Below are 18,064 nucleotides of genomic sequence, written 5' to 3'. Positions count from 1 at the left end.
AACCTAATCAATTGTTAATGTAAGGAGCAGGTAATGGTAACGGTACGCCGCGAGAATGATTCAATGGGGGCGATTGATGTTCCAGCCGATAAGCTTTGGGGCGCGCAAACCCAACGTTCACTGGAGCATTTTCGTATCTCTACGGAGAAAATGCCGGTCTCGCTGATCCATGCGCTGGCGCTGACGAAACGCGCCGCAGCAAAGGTTAACCAGGATCTCGGGCTGCTGGCGGAGGATAAAGCCAGGGCTATTATGCAGGCCGCAGATGAGGTGTTGGCGGATAAACACCGCGATGAGTTTCCGCTGGCCATCTGGCAAACCGGGTCAGGTACACAAAGCAATATGAACATGAACGAGGTGCTGGCAAACCGGGCCAGCGAGTTGCTGGGCGGCGTGCGGGGGATGGAACGGAAAGTTCACCCCAACGATGATGTAAATAAAAGCCAAAGCTCGAATGATGTGTTCCCGACCGCAATGCACGTTGCCGCGCTGCTGGCGCTGCGTAACTCACTGATCCCGCAGTTAAATGTGTTAACTAAAACGCTCAGTGATAAATCACACGCTTTCGCGGATATCGTCAAAATTGGTCGTACACACCTGCAAGATGCAACCCCGCTTACGCTCGGCCAGGAGATTTCCGGCTGGGTGGCAATGCTTGAACATAACCTCAGACACATTGAAAACAGCTTACCCCACGTGGCGGAACTGGCGCTGGGAGGAACCGCGGTAGGGACCGGACTGAACACGCATCCGGAATATGCCCGTCGGGTCGCGGATGAATTGCGGGACATTACCTGTGCGCCGTTCGTTACCGCACCGAATAAATTTGAAGCGCTAGCTACCTGCGATGCACTGGTTCACGCCCACGGCGCGCTAAAAGGGTTGGCGGCATCGCTGATGAAAATCGCCAACGATGTGCGCTGGCTGGCATCCGGTCCGCGTTGCGGGATTGGCGAAATTTCGATTCCAGAAAATGAACCGGGCAGCTCCATTATGCCGGGTAAGGTCAATCCTACCCAGTGTGAAGCGCTGACCATGCTTTGCTGTCAGGTAATGGGCAACGATGTCGCCATCAACATGGGCGGAGCGTCAGGTAATTTTGAGCTCAACGTTTACCGACCGATGGTCATCCACAATTTCCTGCAGTCGGTGCGTCTGCTGGCTGACGGTATGGAAAGCTTTAACGAGCACTGCGCGACAGGAATCGAGCCTAATCGTGAACGAATCGATCAACTGCTCAACGAGTCACTAATGCTGGTGACCGCGCTCAATACCCATATCGGTTATGATAAAGCCGCTGAAATTGCCAAAAAGGCGCACAAAGAGGGGCTGACGTTAAAAGCCTCCGCCCTGGCGCTGGGGTATCTAACCGAAGCGGAGTTTGACAGCTGGGTACGCCCGGAACTGATGGTGGGCAGTATGCGGCCAGGCAGTTAATCCGCAACGTACAGGTGCAGCCGGGGAATAATCAATCTCAACGGCTGCGCCTGAGGTTTAAAACGATGCTGAACATTGTCGGCATCATAATTCAGTAACTCGCCGATATCTGGTACGGTCATGCCGTTTTCATTGTTGATCAACGCGATCAAGGGCGTCGGGCAGGCATATTGCACCTGCTTTTGTTCTCCTTTGTACCAGACGCGGGCGATGGGCTGCACTTTTACCGGCCGTTTAATCTTCAGGCGCGCCTGCTGGCCCAGGGCGGCGACATCCTGATATTCCCGTTCAAGCTTCGCCTGCCACTCTTCCCGCGTCCAGGGATGTACGCTGCGCGGCGACGTCAGGCTTTTTTCCAGTTGCTGTAGTACTTCATCGCGTTTCAGATTTTTAATAATGTGTTTGTTGGCCCAGCCAAATCGCAGGGTGGCAGGCTCTCTGACAAGGGTGAGCGTACGATAGGCATTCAGCGTAATCAGTCCCGGCAGGTGGCGATGCACCCATTCAAAACGCGCTGCCGGTGCCAGCCCTGATTCCACCGTGACAATGCGCTCGAAGGTGGTTTTTAGCTGGTTAATACGCTGTATTTGCTCTTCCAGAGCGCGCTGAGCTGCGTTATCTACCTGATAACACAGTACGCCTGGCAGGCGGACGGCCGCTTTGCTGCTACGATTCTCGGACTGTTGCTGGATAAACAGATGACGATAGTGGCGTAGCGCCAGCGTTTCAGCCTCTTTACCTAAATGCTGCTTAACATCAATGTTCTGCAGTGGGGCATGCTCTGCCTCTTTGGCCACTTCCGGTAACGAGAAGACGCGCGCAATCAGCAGCGTCTGCTGCAAAAGATTGTCGTTCAGAAGCGCCAGCTCTTGCTCCATCTGGCGGAAGGTGCCGTTCAGGCGGTCGACGAGATCGTAACGGGCCATAGATTTACCATTTTAGTTACAACATACTTTTTTATAGCACAACCTCCACCATTTGACCACCGAGCCGAATGGGTCAGGCAGCTGAAATTTCAGGAATGTTATGCCAGATGGGCCAACTGAAACAAAAGCGGGCGCCGCCGAGTTCACTTTCATCACAGACGACCGTACCGCCCATAGCCAATGCGATCGAGTGAACAATGGCTAGCCCAAGCCCGCAACCACCGGTCGCCCGGTCACGGCTGGGGTCAAGGCGTACAAACGGTTCAAAAACCTGTTCGCGGGCGTCTGGAGCAATACCGGGACCGTCATCTTCCACAACCAGCGTCGCCTGATTGCCATTCAATAACAGGCTCGCTTGCACCGTAGACTGGCAATAGCGCAGGGCGTTATTCAGTAGATTATCCAGTACGCGCTCCATCAGGCGCATATCCAGCGCGCCGTAATCGCCAATATTAAGATGGCGTAAGCGCACCGCACGCTCAGGGTTTACGCTTTGCACATCCTCCAGATGGGTTGTCAGCCAAACGGCCAGGTCTGGTACGCTGAGCTTCAGTTCATTTTGCGGGCGGTCCAGCCGGGCATAGGTCAGTAATTCTTCGATTAACCCTTCCAGTTGGCCAATATCGCGATTCAGCGCCTGGGATTCCTGCGCGGTGAGGTTATCACTCATTTCCAGCCGGTAACGTAAGCGTACCAGTGGGGTACGAAGCTCATGGGCAATGCCATCGATAAGTTGTTTCTTACTGGCGATTAGCGCATTGATATTGTCTGCCATCTGGTTAAACGCGATACCCAATCGCTCAAAGCTGGAACCGCTGTCAAAATGGAGGCGTTCGCCCAGATGTCCTTCCCCAAAACGCTGTGCAGCAGCTTCCAGTCGCAGCATTTCCTGCCAGTGCGGACGCATCCAGATAAGTACCGGAAAGGCCAGCGAGATGGCAATAAACGCCATCAACGCGATGTCCAGCAAGCGCATTTGATGAAGAAAATAGAGATAGGGAAGCGGGCCGACGGCCAGCACGTAATGGCTGCGTGGGATCCGTTGAATAAATGTGTACTGATCGTCAAGCGCCACGATATCGCCTTCGCGCAAACGTTGCATTGTTTGAACGTCCAGCGTGTACTTATTTAACGGTTCAACGCGCAGGTCAAAGGAGAGGTTCAAATCCATCTCCTTCAGCGTTTTACCCCAGTCACGTGGCGGGATCTCGCGAAGCTCGCTGCGCATCAGGTATAACGAACTTTTCATTAAATCGTCGAGCGATTGTCTGCCTGCGCGCTCTGCGGTGAATTTATAGACCAGGCCGACCAGCAGGGTCATCACCAGAAAGCAGACAAACAGCAGGAGATAAAACTGTACAAACAGCTTCTTCATAAAAAATCACCGAATACATAATATAATGCTCACCGATACTCTCAAAATTGCTGTGATATAAAAATATGAATTTCAATCGCTGTTGTTATTTACTACTCATTTGCACGGCGTTAGGCTGCATTTTCACCTCGCATCCCTTTGTTATATGGTTTTTGCTCGCCAACATAGTGACGTTGGTAATGTACGGTGCGGATAAAATGGCAGCGCGCAGGGCCTGGCGCCGAGTACCGGAGTCCACTTTGCTGCTGTTTGGCGTTGTTGGCGGGTGGGGTGGCGCGATAGCCGCTCAACAACTCTTTCGCCATAAAACACAAAAACAGCCATTCAAAACCTACTTTATTATCAGTGTGATAGTTAATGTGTCTGTCATCGGAGCGGCCTATCATTTCTATCCCATTTCATCCTGGTGAACGTCAGTGACAGGCAGCCTGCTTACTTGAGACAGGAAACGTACTTTTCACCTGAGCGCTGCACGATGTCATCGGCATTTTTCGTTATGTCTTTCCCTTCAAACGCGCCATAAAGTTGCTTAAATTTCACCGAACTCAGACGGTGGGTAATGTCGCTGACCGTTGCGGCTGGCAATGGCAACATATTGGGGTAGCTCCACATAAAGGAGACGGCATGCGCCCCAGGGGTGACCTGAACGATATCGCCGGAAAGCACCACGCCTTCATCTCGCGCCCAGTGCAGAACGCAGCCGCCAGCAAAGTGTCCGCCGAGGCGTATCACACTGACGTCGCGTGTTAGTTCCTGGGTGTCGCCATCCCAAAATTTAATCCACGGGCTGTCGCGCATTACCCACTTGCGGTCGTTGGCATGGAGATAAATGGGAGCGTTAAATTCGTCAGCCCAGTCTTGCATGGTGGTGTAGTAATGAGGATGCGAAATCGCGATGGCCTTAAGCCCGCCCAGGGACGTTATTAGCATTTTTGTGGCGTCGTCGAGCGTGGCAATGCAGTCCCATAAAATATTGCCTTCCGGAGTACGCAGAATAAACGCCCGTTGATCAATTGCAAAACCAGGAACGGTGCGGATGCTGAGGAGGGTGCTGTCATGTTGCCGCCACTTATTTGTGTGCGAAGCACAAAGTGCGGCAAAATCGACCCATTCCTGCCCGGTCGCGGGGACATACTGACGTTCGTCCTGGCAGATATCGCAATGTTCAGGAAGGGCGGCTGCCACCTCATAGGATGTTCCACAGGCTTTGCATAACGTGATCATCGTGTCTTCCTCTATTGAAAAAACACAGTCAGCATGGCACACCGATACGCAAGGGTGTGCCCTTTAGTGCTCTACACGATAAGCCAGTGATGGTGAGCGTGGGTCGTTGTGGCCCAACCAGCAGAAAGCAGGAATAATGTCTACACCGTCCCTGTCGAGGGTCATTTCCGGCGAAAAATGAGGATAATGTTTGGAAATTAGTCTGTTCAACACCTGGCTCAGCCGTTGGGGACTTACTCCTGATGGCCAACCGCTTGAGACGCACACATCACAGCTTTTGCCCGTGGTGACCAAAGATGGTCAGAAAGCCATACTCAAACTCACCGATGATGACAGTGAACGAAACGGCTGCAAACTAATGGTCTGGTGGAACGGGAATGGTGCTGCGAAAGTGCTTGCTCATGCAGCAGGGGCGATTCTGTTAGAACGTGCAACCGGGGCGGGGTCTTTAGCGGACATGTCCTGGTCCGGCAATGATGCGCAGGCCTGTCGCATTATTTGCCATGCAGCCAGTCGACTCCATCTCCCCCGGAATGCGTCAACGCCTGCGTTAACACCGCTGCTTTATTGGTTTCGCTGTCTGGCTCCTGCCGCGAAAAAGCATGGCGGCATCCTGACGCATTGTGCAGAGGTGGCAAACGTATTGCTCTCCTCTCCCCAGAATGAAGTCGTATTGCACGGTGACTTACACCACGGCAATATTCTTGATTTCGGAACGAAAGGTTGGCTGGCTATCGATCCTAAAGGGCTGGTGGGCGAGCGTGGCTTTGATTACGCCAATATTTTTACTAATCCCGATCTTGCCGACCCCACCAAACCTGTCGCCATTGAGCCAGAAAGATTCACACAACGGGTAAAGATTGTGTCTGAAATCGCGAGGATTGAACGGCAACGTTTGCTGATGTGGATTATTGCCTGGTGTGGGTTGTCGTCTGCCTGGTTTCTGCAAGAAGGAGACTGCGCCACGATACCCCTGCGCATCGCAGAGTTAGCGAGCGCGGAACTCGCTTTTGGGGGTAATCAATTTTGATCTACGACACTGGGCTGGTAATTCTTTAGAGTTATCATTAGCCTGGTAAATGTTTTATTAATCAATCAGTGAACGGCGGTGTAGTGTGTTTTTTAGCGCAAATTTGACAGGCTGTGAGCAATGAACGCATTGTTTTTATTATTAAAAAAGCGCCCGAACATTATTTTGTTGATGGTCTTACTCATCGGGGCAAACATCGTGGCGTGGCTGTGGGCTTTCACCGCGTTTAGCAACAACACGTCGTTACTGGCGCTTAGTTTGATCGCGTGGTGCTATGGTTTGCGCCATGCTGTTGATGCCGATCATATCGCCGCGATAGATAGCGCTACGCGCAAACTTATGCAGCAGAAAAAACGCGCCCTGACGACGGGAGCCTGGTTTTCCCTGGGGCATTCCACCATTGTGGTACTGGCAAGCATTGGCATTGCGTTGACCACCAGCGTGTTTAAGCAACACATGGCATGGTTTCAGAATGTCGGCGGTCTGATAGGTACCACGGTCTCTGCCGTATTTCTGCTGATTCTGGCTACCATTAATCTCGTTATATTCTGTCATGTCTGGAAGGCTTTTCGTCATCTAAAACGCACCGGTACTTACGATGGCACCACAGAGGAAATGACAGTTTCAGGCCCGCTGAACTGGCTTTTCCGCTCGGCGTTTCGGCTGGTAGGCAAAGACTGGCATATGTATTTTGTCGGCTTTTTGTTTGGCCTGGGTTTTGATACCGCTACTGAAATTTCTCTGCTCGGAATTTCTGCTTCAAGCGCGTCCAGTGGCATGTCGGTGTGGTCAATTCTCGTGTTCCCGGCGCTGTTTACCTGCGGCATGGCGCTGATTGACTGCCTTGACAGTATCCTGATGGTTGAGGCCTACGGATGGGCATTCAATAAGCCGCAGCGTAAGCTCTATTACAATATGACCATCACCGGGACCTCGGTAATTGTTGCGCTATTTATTGGCGGGCTGGAGGCGCTGGGGCTTCTCTCTGACGCATTTTCGCTCCAGGGAGGTTTGTGGGATACCGTCAGCGAGTTGAGTGACCATATGGGGAATGTCGGGTTTGCGATTATTGGCGTCTTTATCGGCTGCTGGATTATTTCTGCAGTAAATTACCGTTGGAAAAAATACGACGGGCTGACGTTTAGTTGACACAAAAGAAAGCCTTCCGTGAAAGGGAAGGCTTGGATCTTACTTGAGGGCTGACTAATTCGCGGTGATGATACTCACCATCTTCATCACCCAAATCTGGGTGATATTATAAGTGACGGTGTAACGTATAATGGTCGACCCGGTGGGATTACATTTGAGGCTCATCGTCCCAGGCGTGCGGTGCAAACAGATAACCTTTGTTGCGCACCGTTTTGATTCGATAGGGTTCAGTCGCGTTATCGAGCAGTTTTTTGCGTAACCGGGAAATTGCGACATCAACGCTGCGATCCATGCCGTCATAACTTACGCCGCGCAGGTTCTTCAGCAGCGCATCGCGGTCCATAATTTGCCCGGCATGGGTTGCCAGCTCCCACAGTAATTCAAAATCTGCGGTGGAGAGTGAGACTTGCTCGCCGCCGAGCAGCACGGAACGATTGGTTGGGTCGATAGTGAGTGTGCCAAAGCGCAGCGTCGTGTGCGGCGTGATGGTTGCCGCCTGAATGCCTTTAGACTGGACTGAATGTTCATTCTGGCGCAGATGCAGACGCAGGCGAGCAAGCAGCACTGCTGGCGGCGTTGTCTTCAGAATATAGTCACAGGCACCCATTTCCAGCGCCAGAATATGGTTCATATCGCTGTCCAGCGAGGTGAGCAGGACAATAGGACCCTGCCAGCGTCCGCGCAAATCGCGGCAGATAGTCATCCCATCTTTGCCCGGCAGCATGATATCTAATAACACCAGATCGGGTTGAACTTGCAGGATTTTCTCCTCGGCCAAATCACCTCGAGGCTCAATGATAACCTCAATATCATGCCGGGCCAGATAGGCTGCAATCAGCGAGCCAACTTCGGGATCATCTTCAACAAATACGATGGTGTTCATATCATTCATTTTGAATATAAAACGCCAACATACACCGCCCTGGTTTTTCCTTCCATTAATCTTTTCTAAACAAGAACGCTTCCGTTATGCTAGGGGCTGATGTTATTGATGTGTTAAGGCAGGGTGATGGGACTCGTTATAAAAGCGGCGCTCGGTGCGCTGGTGGTGGTGTTAATTGGTGTGCTGGCGAAAACAAAGAACTACTATATTGCCGGATTAATTCCGTTGTTCCCGACCTTTGCGTTGATTGCCCACTATATCGTGGCCAGTGAACGTGGGATCGAAGCGTTACGTACAACCATTGTCTTCAGCATGTGGTCGATTATTCCCTATTTTGTCTACCTCGTTTCGCTGTGGTATTTCACCGGATTTATGCGCTTACCCGTTGCGCTCGGCGGTTCAGTGGTGTGCTGGGGCCTGAGCGCATGGTTGCTTATTTTTTGTTGGATTAAATTGCACTAACGCAGATGACGCCCGCCATCAAGGGCAAAACTACGCCCGGTGACAAAACAGCTGGTCAACAGATAGTCAATTAAATCAATGACCTCTTTTTCACCCGGCGCTGTTTTCATCAGTGATTTGTTCAATGCCTGCTGACGATACTCTGCATCGTCACCCTCGTTAAACAGGATTAGCGAGGGGGCAATCGCGTTCACTTTCACTTCTGGTGCCAGTTTGCGCGCGAACGAGCGGGTCATGTTGTCCAGCGCCGCTTTGCTGGCTGCATAAGCGATGTGCTTATCGCTGCCACGCTCCACAACATAATCTGTAAAATGGATAATATCGCTGGCCGCATGTCCATGCCCGCGCAGCAATCCTTCCAGCGCGTGGTTGAGCAGGTAGGGGGTATTGACGTGAATCTGCATCATGGCCGACAGCACTTCGGTTAACGGCGCACCGGGCTTTTCTGCAAGCCAGGCACTGGCATTATGCACAATACCGCGCAGGCCATCCGTCTGTGCTTTGACCTCATCCGCAAAGGCCAGTACGCCCTCATCGGTGGAAAAATCAGCCTGGATACACAGCGCGCCCGCATCTCGCAGGCCATCAATAGTTGGATAATGCGTACGGTAGCTGACGATAACTGGCTGTTTTTGATTAATAAAGTGCCATGCGACGGCGAGGCCGATACGTCGACCTCCTCCGGTGATAAGAATTGGCAAAGGGGGTTTTTTACCCATCGTAATCTCCATGTGTCGCGAACGATGGGGACAATGTTACCCCATCAACATCCAGGTCGCCGGAACAGCAGCAACTAGCAGCAGGCCGATCAGCGCCATTTCCTGGCGTTTTAATACGTTTTCATGCGCGTGTGTTTTACGGGCATAAAGGAAGACCAGCAGCCCTGGCGCATACAGCACCACAGACAGCAGCAGGTGCATCGGACCTGACGCATACAATAACCATATGCCATAAATACTCGCTCCGATACCGACAGCCTTATGAATTGGACGAGTGGCAATTTTCAGCAGAAATGCGCCGACCAGTAAATAGGGCACCAGAATCATTTCTGAGGCGATGGTTAATAACGTATTGTAGTCGGAACCTGTGAGCCAGATCAGCACCAGGCAAATCTGTACGCAGATGTTGGTCAGCCACAGCGACGCCGATGGCGCGCCTTGCGCGTTCTGCCGCTCAAAAATGCGTGGAAACGCTTTGTGCGTGGAGGCGAGGAACGGCACTTCCGCCGCCATAATCGTCCAGCTTAAATAAGCGCCGCACACGGAGACAATCAGGCCTGCGGCAATAATAATTTCACCCCATGGCCCCATCATTTTCACCATCAGACCGGCCATTGACGGGTTGCGGATCTCCGCCAGTTCGGGACGCGCGACAACGCCCAGAGACAGCAGGGTGACAAGCAGGTAAACGCCCAGCGCGGCGAGTACCGCCAGCAGCGTAGCGCGTCCGACATCGCGTTTGTTTCTGGCACGAGCTGAAACCACCACCGCGCCTTCCACACCGATGAAAACCCACAGGGTGATGAGCATGGTGTTTTTTACCTGCTCCCAGACAGGAACGCCCAACGCTACGCCGGTAAAATCGAGGGTAAAGGTGTCGAGCTTAAACAGCATAAACGCCAGCACGATAAACAGACCAAGCGGCAGTAATTTCGCCAGCGTCGCCACCAGGTTAATACTGGCTGCCGTTTGCACACCACGCAGCACCAGAAAATGGACCACCCACAACAGCACCGATGCGCCAACAATCGACTGCCAGGTATTACCGTCGCCAAACAGACGTAACTCCGGCGTGTCGGTAAAGAAGCTGAGCGCAGAGAAAACGATCACCAGATACGAAACGTTAGCGATAACAGCACACAGCCAATATCCCCACGCGGAGCAGAAGCCAATCAGCTCACCGAAACCTTCACGTGCATAGGTAAATATGCCGCCATCCAGTTCAGGACGGATACGCGTCAGAATCAGCATGGCAAAGGCGAGCAAAAGGATACCCGCACCGGTAATCGCCCAACCAATCAGTAATGCAGCCGGGCTTGCTACCGCCGCCATATTTTGTGGCAGGCTGAAAACACCAGCGCCGAGCATTGAGCTTAAAACCAGCGCGGTGAGTGCGCTCAGACCCAATTTCTTTTCCATTTGTATCCAGTGACAAAAACGAGAGTGAGAGAATAATTATTTTGGCAAACCGCATAAAAATGGTGAAAGCCACTAAGGCGCGGGATTTTACGGAGAGAAGAGAACGCATGCAATGGGGATAGAGAGATTTGTGACTAATAGTGTGAAAAGTAGTCTTAATACTGCTGTTTTTGTTTCGCCCGAGGGGAGGATGGCGGGAAATTATCAGGTCTACAAGGCTGTAGACCTGATAAGGTACTGAGTATTACTTATACAGGTCAGCGCTGATGGTCATGTTATTACCACGTTCAGACCACTGGCGGGTGATGTGATAATACTTAGCGCCTTTCTTCGCTGCGCGTTTGGCAACCTGGTAAGAGATTTCAGTCATGTTGCCATAGTTACCGGTGAACTTGATGCTGTCGAACGGCACCATCATAGCGGCGGTTGCTTTGTTCAGTTCTTCAACTTTGGTTCCATCCGGCAGCGTGACAGTGTAACGTCCACCTTTTGTGGATTGCGTTTCGAAGAAACGACCGACTTCAGCGCTCGGAGACGCGGTAGTCGCAACGCCTGGGATCTCAACTTTCTTCGCGGCTTCGCCACCGGCAGCTAATGCGGCACGTCCGGCATCTGAATCTGCTGGGATCGCATCAGGGCTTTGTACTACGCGTTTTTTCGCATCAGCTTTATAGATGAATGCGGTAATACGCTGGTTGCCGCCCTGGTTGGCATCGACCTGGCGCACGATGTAGAAGGAGTAAGCGCCTTTCTCTTTCGCTGCTTTGGTTATGGCATCGTTCACTTCAGGCTGGCTGCGGTAGAAGCCCTGCACCGTAACGGTATCGAATGGTTCTATCAGAACGGCCTGATCTTTCGGTAATTCCATCACGCCGTTAATGACACGGTTTTTGGACGCTTCCGCTTTTTCAGCATCGGCTTTATAGATGTCGGCTACAACGCGCCAGTTACCGCCGCTGCCAAAATCTGAGGTATCAACAACATAAAAGGAGGCTGCACCGTCTTTATCTGCACGGCGTGATACGGCGGTCACCGCGTCACCGATAGCATTAAAACGACCGGTAACCACAATGCGGTCATAGGGTTTCAGGGCAGCCGCTTGCTCCGGCGTCAATTCTGTCGCTGCATTTACAGAAAAAGCAGTCGCAGAAATAAGTGCGGACGCCAGGAGAGTGTTCTTAAGCTTCATAAAAATAATCCTTCGCCTTGCGCAAACCAGGTACTGGTATTGTTATTGACTAGAAACGTCGCTGATTATTGCATTTAAATTGTGTCAGTGTCTGCGTCATTTTTCACTCATCGTGCCACGTGACGTAACAACACAGATAACATTTTGTGATATGTCGAAAATTTCGGCATTTGGCGACCAAAACTGATAAAGCGGTTGAATTTCATAAGTTAATTTAATGTTAATCAATTGTTTTTGGCAGGCACGTAATCATGTTTTGCCGCTTCGCTTGAGCGAATTATCGGCCTTTGTGGGCTATTTTTAGGGTATTTTATCTGCCAGCGGTCCGATTCATCTCTATTTCGCGAATTTCATAATAAATACTGTTTTTTGGCGCTAGATCACAGGCGTCATTTTCAGTAGGTTATACAGAGTTTGTTACTGTTTTATTTTATTGGGGTAACACTGACCTCTTTCGAGAGTGCGCGCATGCCTCGTGCGAACATTGATAAACCATCATCACAAATACAGATGGAAGGGAACATTATGCGAATTGGCATACCAAGAGAACGGTTAACCAATGAAACCCGCGTCGCAGCTACGCCGAAGACGGTTGAGCAGCTGCTTAAGTTGGGTTTCAGCGTCGCGGTTGAAAGCGGTGCAGGTCAACTGGCAAGTTTTGACGATAAGGCGTTTGTACAAGCAGGCGCAGAAATTGTTGACGGAAATGCCGTCTGGCAGTCAGAGATCATCCTGAAGGTCAACGCGCCGGAAGAGGCGGAAATCCCGTTGCTCAACCCGGGCACGACGCTGGTGAGTTTTCTTTGGCCCGCGCAAAACCCTGAGCTGTTGCAGAAGCTGGCAGAGCGCAACGTGACGGTTATGGCGATGGACTCCGTGCCGCGTATTTCGCGCGCGCAGTCGCTTGATGCCTTAAGCTCGATGGCGAATATCGCCGGGTATCGTGCCATTGTTGAAGCCGCTCATGAATTTGGCCGCTTCTTCACCGGCCAGATCACCGCCGCGGGCAAGGTTCCACCTGCCAAGGTCATGGTGATTGGTGCGGGTGTGGCAGGTCTGGCTGCTATCGGTGCAGCAAACAGCCTGGGCGCTATCGTTCGTGCTTTTGACACCCGTCCGGAAGTGAAAGAACAAGTTCAGAGTATGGGCGCTGAGTTCCTCGAACTGGACTTTAAAGAAGAGGCCGGCAGCGGCGACGGTTACGCCAAGGTGATGTCCGAAGCGTTCATCAAAGCCGAAATGGCGCTCTTCGCCGCGCAGGCGAAAGACGTTGATATTATCGTTACCACCGCGTTGATTCCGGGCAAACCGGCACCGAAACTGATCACCCGTGAAATGGTCGATTCGATGAAGGCGGGCAGCGTGATTGTCGATCTCGCCGCGCAAAACGGCGGTAACTGCGAATATACCGTGCCCAACCAGGTGACCACCACCGAGAACGGGGTGAAGGTTATCGGTTATACCGATCTGCCAGGCCGACTGCCGACGCAGTCTTCCCAGCTTTATGGCACGAACCTCGTTAACCTGCTCAAGCTGTTGTGCAAAGAGAAAGACGGCAATATCACCGTCGATTTTGACGACGTGGTCGTACGTGGCGTTACGGTGGTTCGCGAGGGTGAAATCACCTGGCCTGCGCCGCCTATCCAGGTTTCTGCTCAGCCGCAGGCTGCGCCAAAAGCCGCGCCCGCGCTGAAAGAAGAGAAAAAACCGGCCTCACCGTGGCGCAAATATGCGTTGATGGCACTGGTCGTCATACTGTTTGGCTGGCTTGCTGATGTCGCGCCGAAAGAGTTCCTGGGTCACTTTACGGTGTTCGCGCTTTCCTGTGTAGTGGGTTACTACGTGGTCTGGAATGTGTCGCACGCGCTACACACTCCGCTGATGTCCGTGACAAACGCTATCTCCGGGATCATCGTTGTCGGGGCGTTATTGCAAATTGGCCAGGGTGGCTGGGTGAGTTTCCTGAGCTTTATCGCGGTGCTTATTGCCAGCATTAATATTTTCGGTGGCTTCACCGTGACTCAGCGCATGCTGAAAATGTTCCGGAAAAACTAAGGGGTAACATATGTCTGGAGGATTAGTTACAGCTGCATACATTGTTGCCGCGATCCTGTTTATTTTCAGCCTGGCGGGGCTTTCGAAACACGAAACCTCTCAACAGGGTAACAACTACGGTATCGCCGGGATGGCGATTGCGCTGATTGCCACGATTTTTGGCCCGGAGACCGGCAACGTTGCGTGGATCCTGGTGGCGATGATCATCGGCGGCGCGATTGGTATTCGTCTGGCGAAGAAAGTCGAGATGACCGAGATGCCGGAGCTGGTGGCGATTCTGCACAGCTTCGTCGGTCTGGCGGCGGTACTGGTGGGTTTCAACAGCTACCTGTATCACGACACGGGCCTGGAACCGATTCTGGTTAACATTCACCTGACGGAAGTGTTCCTTGGTATCTTCATCGGTGCGGTGACCTTTACCGGTTCCGTGGTGGCGTTTGGCAAACTGCGCGGTAAGATCTCTTCTAAACCGCTGATGCTGCCGAATCGTCACAAAATGAACCTGGCGGCGCTGGTTGTTTCTTTCCTGCTGCTGGTGGTGTTTGTTCGTACCGAAAGCGTGGGTCTGCAGGTTCTGGCGCTGTTGGTGATGACCATTATTGCGTTAGCCTTTGGCTGGCATCTGGTGGCGTCCATCGGCGGTGCGGATATGCCGGTCGTCGTTTCAATGCTTAACTCCTATTCAGGATGGGCGGCGGCGGCGGCGGGCTTTATGCTCAGCAACGATCTGCTGATCGTCACCGGTGCGCTGGTCGGTTCTTCCGGTGCGATCCTGTCTTACATCATGTGTAAGGCGATGAACCGTTCGTTTATCAGCGTGATTGCCGGTGGCTTTGGTTCTGACGGTTCTTCTACGGGGTCTGATGAAGAAGTCGGTGAGCATCGTGAGATTAATGCGGAAGACACGGCAGAAATGCTGAAGAACTCGCACTCCGTGATAATCACCCCGGGCTATGGCATGGCCGTGGCACAGGCGCAATATCCGGTTGCTGAAATCACCGAGAAACTGCGCGCCCGCGGCATCAAGGTACGCTTTGGTATTCACCCGGTAGCAGGGCGCTTGCCAGGTCATATGAACGTACTGCTGGCGGAAGCCAAAGTACCCTATGACATCGTGCTGGAAATGGATGAAATCAATGATGATTTCGCCGATACCGATACCGTGCTGGTGATTGGCGCCAACGATACGGTAAACCCGGCGGCGCAGGACGATCCGCGTAGCCCAATCGCCGGTATGCCGGTGCTGGAAGTATGGAAAGCGCAGAACGTTATCGTGTTCAAACGCTCTATGAACACCGGCTATGCTGGCGTGCAGAACCCGCTGTTCTTTAAAGAAAACACCCATATGCTGTTTGGCGATGCCAAAGCTAGCGTGGATGCGATCCTGAAAGCGCTGTAATCGTCAGCGCAAACCAAGACGGCCTCTGCGGAGGCCGTTTTTTTAATACTCCGCTATTCATGATTACCACTCATAAACCCATACGGTTTTAACCGTCTAATCACCGTAAAACGCCGTGTATATACTGCTTCCTGACTTTTTAGAACATAACAGGGCGCTATGCGTACACGTAAACATGCCTCGTCGGCGGCTATAGCAAGCCAGACTGGTCTTACTTTTATTCTGATCCTCAGTGGCCTGATGGCCTTTGCCTCGCTTTCCACCGACATTTATCTTCCGGCAATGCCGACAATGGCAGAGGATTTACATGGCAATGTAGAACTGACGATCACCGGTTTTTTGGTAGGTTTCGCCATTGCGCAATTGATTTGGGGGCCGATAAGCGATCATCTGGGACGGCGTAAACCGCTGTTAATTGGCATGGTGCTTTTTATCATCGGCTCCGCAGGATGTGCGATGTCCACGAGTATTACGCAAATTGTTTTCTGGCGAGTTTTTCAGGCGCTTGGAGCCTGTACCGGACCTATGCTGGCGCGGGCGATGATCCGCGATCTCTTTGCACGTACTCGCGCGGCGCACATGCTTTCAACTCTGGTGCTGGTCATGGCGATTGCGCCAATAGCAGGACCGTTGATTGGCGGACAAATTATTCGCCTGAGCACCTGGCACTCTGTTTTTTGGCTGCTGGCGGTGATAGGGGCGCTGATGTTTATCTCCTTAAACTGGCTGCCGGAAACATTGCCGGAAGAGAAACGGGTGAAAGCTTCTTTAGCTGGCGCATTTCGTAATTATCGTTCGTTATTCGCCAATGGACGTTTTATGCGCTACACCCTGAGCCTGACGTGTTATTACGTTGCCGCGTATGCGTTTATTACCGGTTCGCCGTTTGTTTATATTAGCTATTACCATGTTGAACCACAGCAATACGGCTGGCTGTTTGCGCTCAATATTGTCGGAGTCATGGTCATGAGCGTAGTAAACCGTCGTCTGGTGCAACGGCATTCTCTGGAGCAACTGCTAAAGTATGCGACGATGCTGGCGGCGCTGGCTGCAGTGGCGCTTGCGGTGCTGGTTAAGCTGGAGTCTGGTGGCGTTGAAGCCATTATCATCACCGTTTTTCTGTTTTTCTCAATGAATGGCATTATTGCTGCAACTTCAACCGCTGCTGCGCTGGACGCAGTACCGAGCATCGCCGGTTCAGCCTCCGCGCTGATTGGCGCGTTACAATACGGTAGCGGCATTATCTCGTCATTGCTGCTGGCCGTCTTCAGCGACGGAACGCCATGGACTATGGCCTGGATAATTGCGTTATTTACGTTGTGTAGCGCCGTTCTGGCGCTACGGGCTAAACGATAAAAATGCCCGCAATGGCGGGGCGAATTCACTCTTTATTGAGATCGCTCAGCAACACGGCAATGCTTTGACCGCCGTTGGTTTGCTCAAGCGCGATTTTCACGATGATGGTCAGCGGCACAGAAAGCAGCATCCCGACAGGCCCCAGTAACCAGCCCCAGAAGATTAACGACAGAAACACCACCAGCGTAGACAACCCAAGTCCACGCCCCATGATCCGCGGTTCGAGGATATTCCCGAACACCAGGTTAATGACCAGATAACCTGCGAAAACCACCAGAGCGTCATAAAGGCCGCTAAATACCAGCACCTGAGCAATAGGGGGAATGGCGGCCAGCACCGAACCGATATTAGGAATATAGTTGAGCGCAAACGCCAGCAGTCCCCAGACAAAAGCGAAACGCACGTCGAGTGCGGCGAGCATGCCCCAGGCCACCAGCCCGGTCACAATGCTGATCGCCGTTTTGAGCACCAGATAGTGGGAAACGCTGTCGATGGCGCGTTGAATCGCCGCCATTCCCTCAATGGGACGGCTCATCATTTGTTTGAGTTTGTTGGGTAACTGCGGTACTTCCAGCAGCATAAAAACCACCGTCAACAGCAGTAAAAATATCGAAGACATGGCATTAGACAACTGCGCCAGTAAATTGGTCACCAGCGTCATTGCCGCGTTCGGGTCGATATATTTGACGAGTTCATCCACGGAAACGCCGATCCCTGCGCGCTGTAACCACGGCTCAAGGTTTTTGAGTGGGATAACCAGTGAAGAGCGATACTGCGGCAGCGTTCGTGCAAGCTCATTTAAGGATGTACCTAAATACGCTAATAGCAACACCATTAGCATCACAATAATAACAATGAGCAATGATACCGCTATTACGCGCGGTATGCGAAGTTTGACCATCCGCTGCACCACGGGGTTAAGCACGACGGCAATAAATAACGCCAGAATAAATGGGACGATGATATCTGCGGCAACGCGGATGCCGCTCAGGATGATAACCAGCATGCCCAGCATAATGACTATTTTTAGGCCGTTAAGCGTGATGATCGGTTTCGCCATGTGTATTCCTGCATTTTTCATTTTTGAATCTGAATAATAATGTGATTTGCGTCGAGCCGTTATAACAAAAATCAAATGGGGCAGGTAAAGAAGTGAAAAGACTTTGAGTTCGCATTGAAGCTATGGTACAAATCATCTGTGTTTAACTACCGAGGACAATTATCATCCGCGATGATGAGAAGCAACACTGCGGATAATTGTAATATTATGGACAATATGTTCAGGATGTTTTTGCGTTTACCTTCACTTCTTCGTACCTCCTCCACTTTCTTGCTTGCGGGTGAGCAACACTGGCGCAACGCGCTTTAGTCCCTTCTTCTGCCTGAGCTGGCGCTGTGCGCTGAGCTAACTAATTTTATTTTTTGGTTTACTGCATGCAGT

16 protein-coding genes are annotated in these 18,064 nt (G+C 51.9%); 8 read left to right on the top strand and 8 right to left on the bottom strand.

Annotated elements, in window-relative coordinates; translation table 11 throughout:
- Positions 1–33 precede the first annotated feature (33 nt).
- On the top strand, positions 34–1,437 hold the full coding sequence (gene fumC / locus HVZ52_RS11665; RefSeq protein ID WP_016153018.1) for a class II fumarate hydratase: 1,404 nt from the start codon (positions 34–36) through the stop codon (positions 1,435–1,437).
- On the opposite strand, the gene tus is transcribed toward fumC, so the two are convergent.
- Both tus and rstB read right to left on the bottom strand, forming a co-directional pair.
- Positions 1,434–2,363 carry a DNA replication terminus site-binding protein gene (tus, locus tag HVZ52_RS11660; protein WP_047500512.1) on the bottom strand — a complete coding sequence of 310 codons (930 nt, stop codon included), beginning with the start codon at positions 2,361–2,363 and terminating at the stop codon, positions 1,434–1,436. The two genes, fumC and tus, sit on opposite strands and share 4 nt — an antisense overlap.
- A 73-nt stretch (positions 2,364–2,436) precedes the next feature.
- Positions 2,437–3,738: a two-component system sensor histidine kinase RstB gene (gene rstB, locus HVZ52_RS11655; RefSeq protein WP_181598264.1), complete on the bottom strand. Its 1,302-nt coding sequence runs from the start codon at positions 3,736–3,738 to the stop codon at positions 2,437–2,439.
- Between the two features lie 65 nt (positions 3,739–3,803).
- Here rstB and HVZ52_RS11650 point away from each other — a divergent pair, with 65 nt between their 5' ends.
- Positions 3,804–4,148, top strand: a complete 345-nt coding sequence (locus HVZ52_RS11650; RefSeq protein ID WP_181598263.1) for a DUF1294 domain-containing protein — start codon at positions 3,804–3,806, stop codon at positions 4,146–4,148.
- A gap of 22 nt (positions 4,149–4,170) precedes the next feature.
- On the opposite strand, the gene HVZ52_RS11645 is transcribed toward HVZ52_RS11650, so the two are convergent.
- Positions 4,171–4,962, bottom strand: a complete 792-nt coding sequence (locus tag HVZ52_RS11645; protein ID WP_181598262.1) for an MBL fold metallo-hydrolase — start codon at positions 4,960–4,962, stop codon at positions 4,171–4,173.
- Positions 4,963–5,152: 190 nt separating this feature from the next.
- Between HVZ52_RS11645 and HVZ52_RS11640 the strand changes: the two genes are divergently transcribed.
- Positions 5,153–5,992 carry an aminoglycoside phosphotransferase family protein gene (locus HVZ52_RS11640; protein ID WP_181598261.1) on the top strand — a complete coding sequence of 280 codons (840 nt, stop codon included), beginning with the start codon at positions 5,153–5,155 and terminating at the stop codon, positions 5,990–5,992.
- Positions 5,993–6,112: 120 nt separating this feature from the next.
- On the top strand, positions 6,113–7,141 hold the full coding sequence (locus tag HVZ52_RS11635) for a HoxN/HupN/NixA family nickel/cobalt transporter (protein ID WP_016153024.1): 1,029 nt from the start codon (positions 6,113–6,115) through the stop codon (positions 7,139–7,141).
- Positions 7,142–7,289: 148 nt separating this feature from the next.
- Here the strand turns inward: HVZ52_RS11635 and rstA are convergent, their stop codons facing one another.
- Positions 7,290–8,033 (bottom strand): two-component system response regulator RstA, encoded by a 744-nt coding sequence (rstA, locus tag HVZ52_RS11630; RefSeq protein ID WP_047417562.1) that lies wholly within the window; start codon positions 8,031–8,033, stop codon positions 7,290–7,292.
- 117 nt (positions 8,034–8,150) lie between these two features.
- Here rstA and HVZ52_RS11625 point away from each other — a divergent pair, with 117 nt between their 5' ends.
- Complete coding sequence (locus tag HVZ52_RS11625; RefSeq protein ID WP_016153026.1) at positions 8,151–8,486, top strand: GlpM family protein; 336 nt, start codon at positions 8,151–8,153, stop codon at positions 8,484–8,486.
- Here the strand turns inward: HVZ52_RS11625 and folM are convergent.
- The 3 genes from folM to ydgH form a co-directional block, all read right to left on the bottom strand.
- Entirely contained in the window at positions 8,483–9,205 is a 723-nt protein-coding gene (gene folM / locus HVZ52_RS11620; protein ID WP_104652090.1) for a dihydromonapterin reductase, read from the bottom strand. The two genes, HVZ52_RS11625 and folM, sit on opposite strands and share 4 nt — an antisense overlap.
- A 36-nt stretch (positions 9,206–9,241) precedes the next feature.
- Complete coding sequence (locus tag HVZ52_RS11615; RefSeq protein WP_181598260.1) at positions 9,242–10,624, bottom strand: amino acid permease; 1,383 nt, start codon at positions 10,622–10,624, stop codon at positions 9,242–9,244.
- A 244-nt stretch (positions 10,625–10,868) separates the two neighbouring features.
- Positions 10,869–11,813 carry a DUF1471 family protein YdgH gene (ydgH, locus tag HVZ52_RS11610; RefSeq protein ID WP_016156455.1) on the bottom strand — a complete coding sequence of 315 codons (945 nt, stop codon included), beginning with the start codon at positions 11,811–11,813 and terminating at the stop codon, positions 10,869–10,871.
- 525 nt (positions 11,814–12,338) lie between these two features.
- Between ydgH and pntA the strand changes: the two genes are divergently transcribed.
- The 3 genes from pntA to HVZ52_RS11595 all read left to right on the top strand — a co-directional run bounded on the left by pntA (position 12,339) and on the right by HVZ52_RS11595 (position 16,623).
- Positions 12,339–13,868, top strand: a complete 1,530-nt coding sequence (pntA, locus tag HVZ52_RS11605) for a Re/Si-specific NAD(P)(+) transhydrogenase subunit alpha (RefSeq protein WP_109017372.1) — start codon at positions 12,339–12,341, stop codon at positions 13,866–13,868.
- A 10-nt stretch (positions 13,869–13,878) separates the two neighbouring features.
- Positions 13,879–15,267, top strand: a complete 1,389-nt coding sequence (gene pntB / locus HVZ52_RS11600) for a Re/Si-specific NAD(P)(+) transhydrogenase subunit beta (protein WP_016153031.1) — start codon at positions 13,879–13,881, stop codon at positions 15,265–15,267.
- Between the two features lie 159 nt (positions 15,268–15,426).
- Positions 15,427–16,623 (top strand): multidrug effflux MFS transporter, encoded by a 1,197-nt coding sequence (locus HVZ52_RS11595; protein WP_181598259.1) that lies wholly within the window; start codon positions 15,427–15,429, stop codon positions 16,621–16,623.
- A 25-nt stretch (positions 16,624–16,648) separates the two neighbouring features.
- Here HVZ52_RS11595 and HVZ52_RS11590 read toward each other — a convergent pair whose 3' ends face one another.
- Positions 16,649–17,683, bottom strand: coding sequence for an AI-2E family transporter (locus HVZ52_RS11590; RefSeq protein ID WP_019076755.1), 1,035 nt, complete (start codon positions 17,681–17,683; stop codon positions 16,649–16,651).
- Positions 17,684–18,064: the final 381 nt, after the last annotated feature.

This window comes from Citrobacter sp. RHB36-C18, from assembly GCF_013814485.1.
Classification (GTDB): domain Bacteria; phylum Pseudomonadota; class Gammaproteobacteria; order Enterobacterales; family Enterobacteriaceae; genus Citrobacter; species Citrobacter braakii.
This window is presented reverse-complemented; position numbering and strand designations above follow the sequence as displayed.

Bases quoted from the DNA above. Each gene is read 5' to 3' on its own strand.
- fumC (WP_016153018.1), top strand. From the start codon at position 34: ATGGTAACGGTACGCCGCGAGAATGATTCAATGGGGGCGATTGATGTT.
- tus (WP_047500512.1), bottom strand. From the start codon at position 2,363: ATGGCCCGTTACGATCTCGTCGACCGCCTGAACGGCACCTTCCGCCAG.
- rstB (WP_181598264.1), bottom strand. From the start codon at position 3,738: ATGAAGAAGCTGTTTGTACAGTTTTATCTCCTGCTGTTTGTCTGCTTT.
- HVZ52_RS11650 (WP_181598263.1), top strand. From the start codon at position 3,804: ATGAATTTCAATCGCTGTTGTTATTTACTACTCATTTGCACGGCGTTA.
- HVZ52_RS11645 (WP_181598262.1), bottom strand. From the start codon at position 4,962: ATGATCACGTTATGCAAAGCCTGTGGAACATCCTATGAGGTGGCAGCC.
- HVZ52_RS11635 (WP_016153024.1), top strand. From the start codon at position 6,113: ATGAACGCATTGTTTTTATTATTAAAAAAGCGCCCGAACATTATTTTG.
- rstA (WP_047417562.1), bottom strand. From the start codon at position 8,033: ATGAATGATATGAACACCATCGTATTTGTTGAAGATGATCCCGAAGTT.
- HVZ52_RS11625 (WP_016153026.1), top strand. From the start codon at position 8,151: ATGGGACTCGTTATAAAAGCGGCGCTCGGTGCGCTGGTGGTGGTGTTA.
- folM (WP_104652090.1), bottom strand. From the start codon at position 9,205: ATGGGTAAAAAACCCCCTTTGCCAATTCTTATCACCGGAGGAGGTCGA.
- HVZ52_RS11615 (WP_181598260.1), bottom strand. From the start codon at position 10,624: ATGGAAAAGAAATTGGGTCTGAGCGCACTCACCGCGCTGGTTTTAAGC.
- ydgH (WP_016156455.1), bottom strand. From the start codon at position 11,813: ATGAAGCTTAAGAACACTCTCCTGGCGTCCGCACTTATTTCTGCGACT.
- pntA (WP_109017372.1), top strand. From the start codon at position 12,339: ATGCGAATTGGCATACCAAGAGAACGGTTAACCAATGAAACCCGCGTC.
- pntB (WP_016153031.1), top strand. From the start codon at position 13,879: ATGTCTGGAGGATTAGTTACAGCTGCATACATTGTTGCCGCGATCCTG.
- HVZ52_RS11595 (WP_181598259.1), top strand. From the start codon at position 15,427: ATGCGTACACGTAAACATGCCTCGTCGGCGGCTATAGCAAGCCAGACT.
- HVZ52_RS11590 (WP_019076755.1), bottom strand. From the start codon at position 17,683: ATGGCGAAACCGATCATCACGCTTAACGGCCTAAAAATAGTCATTATG.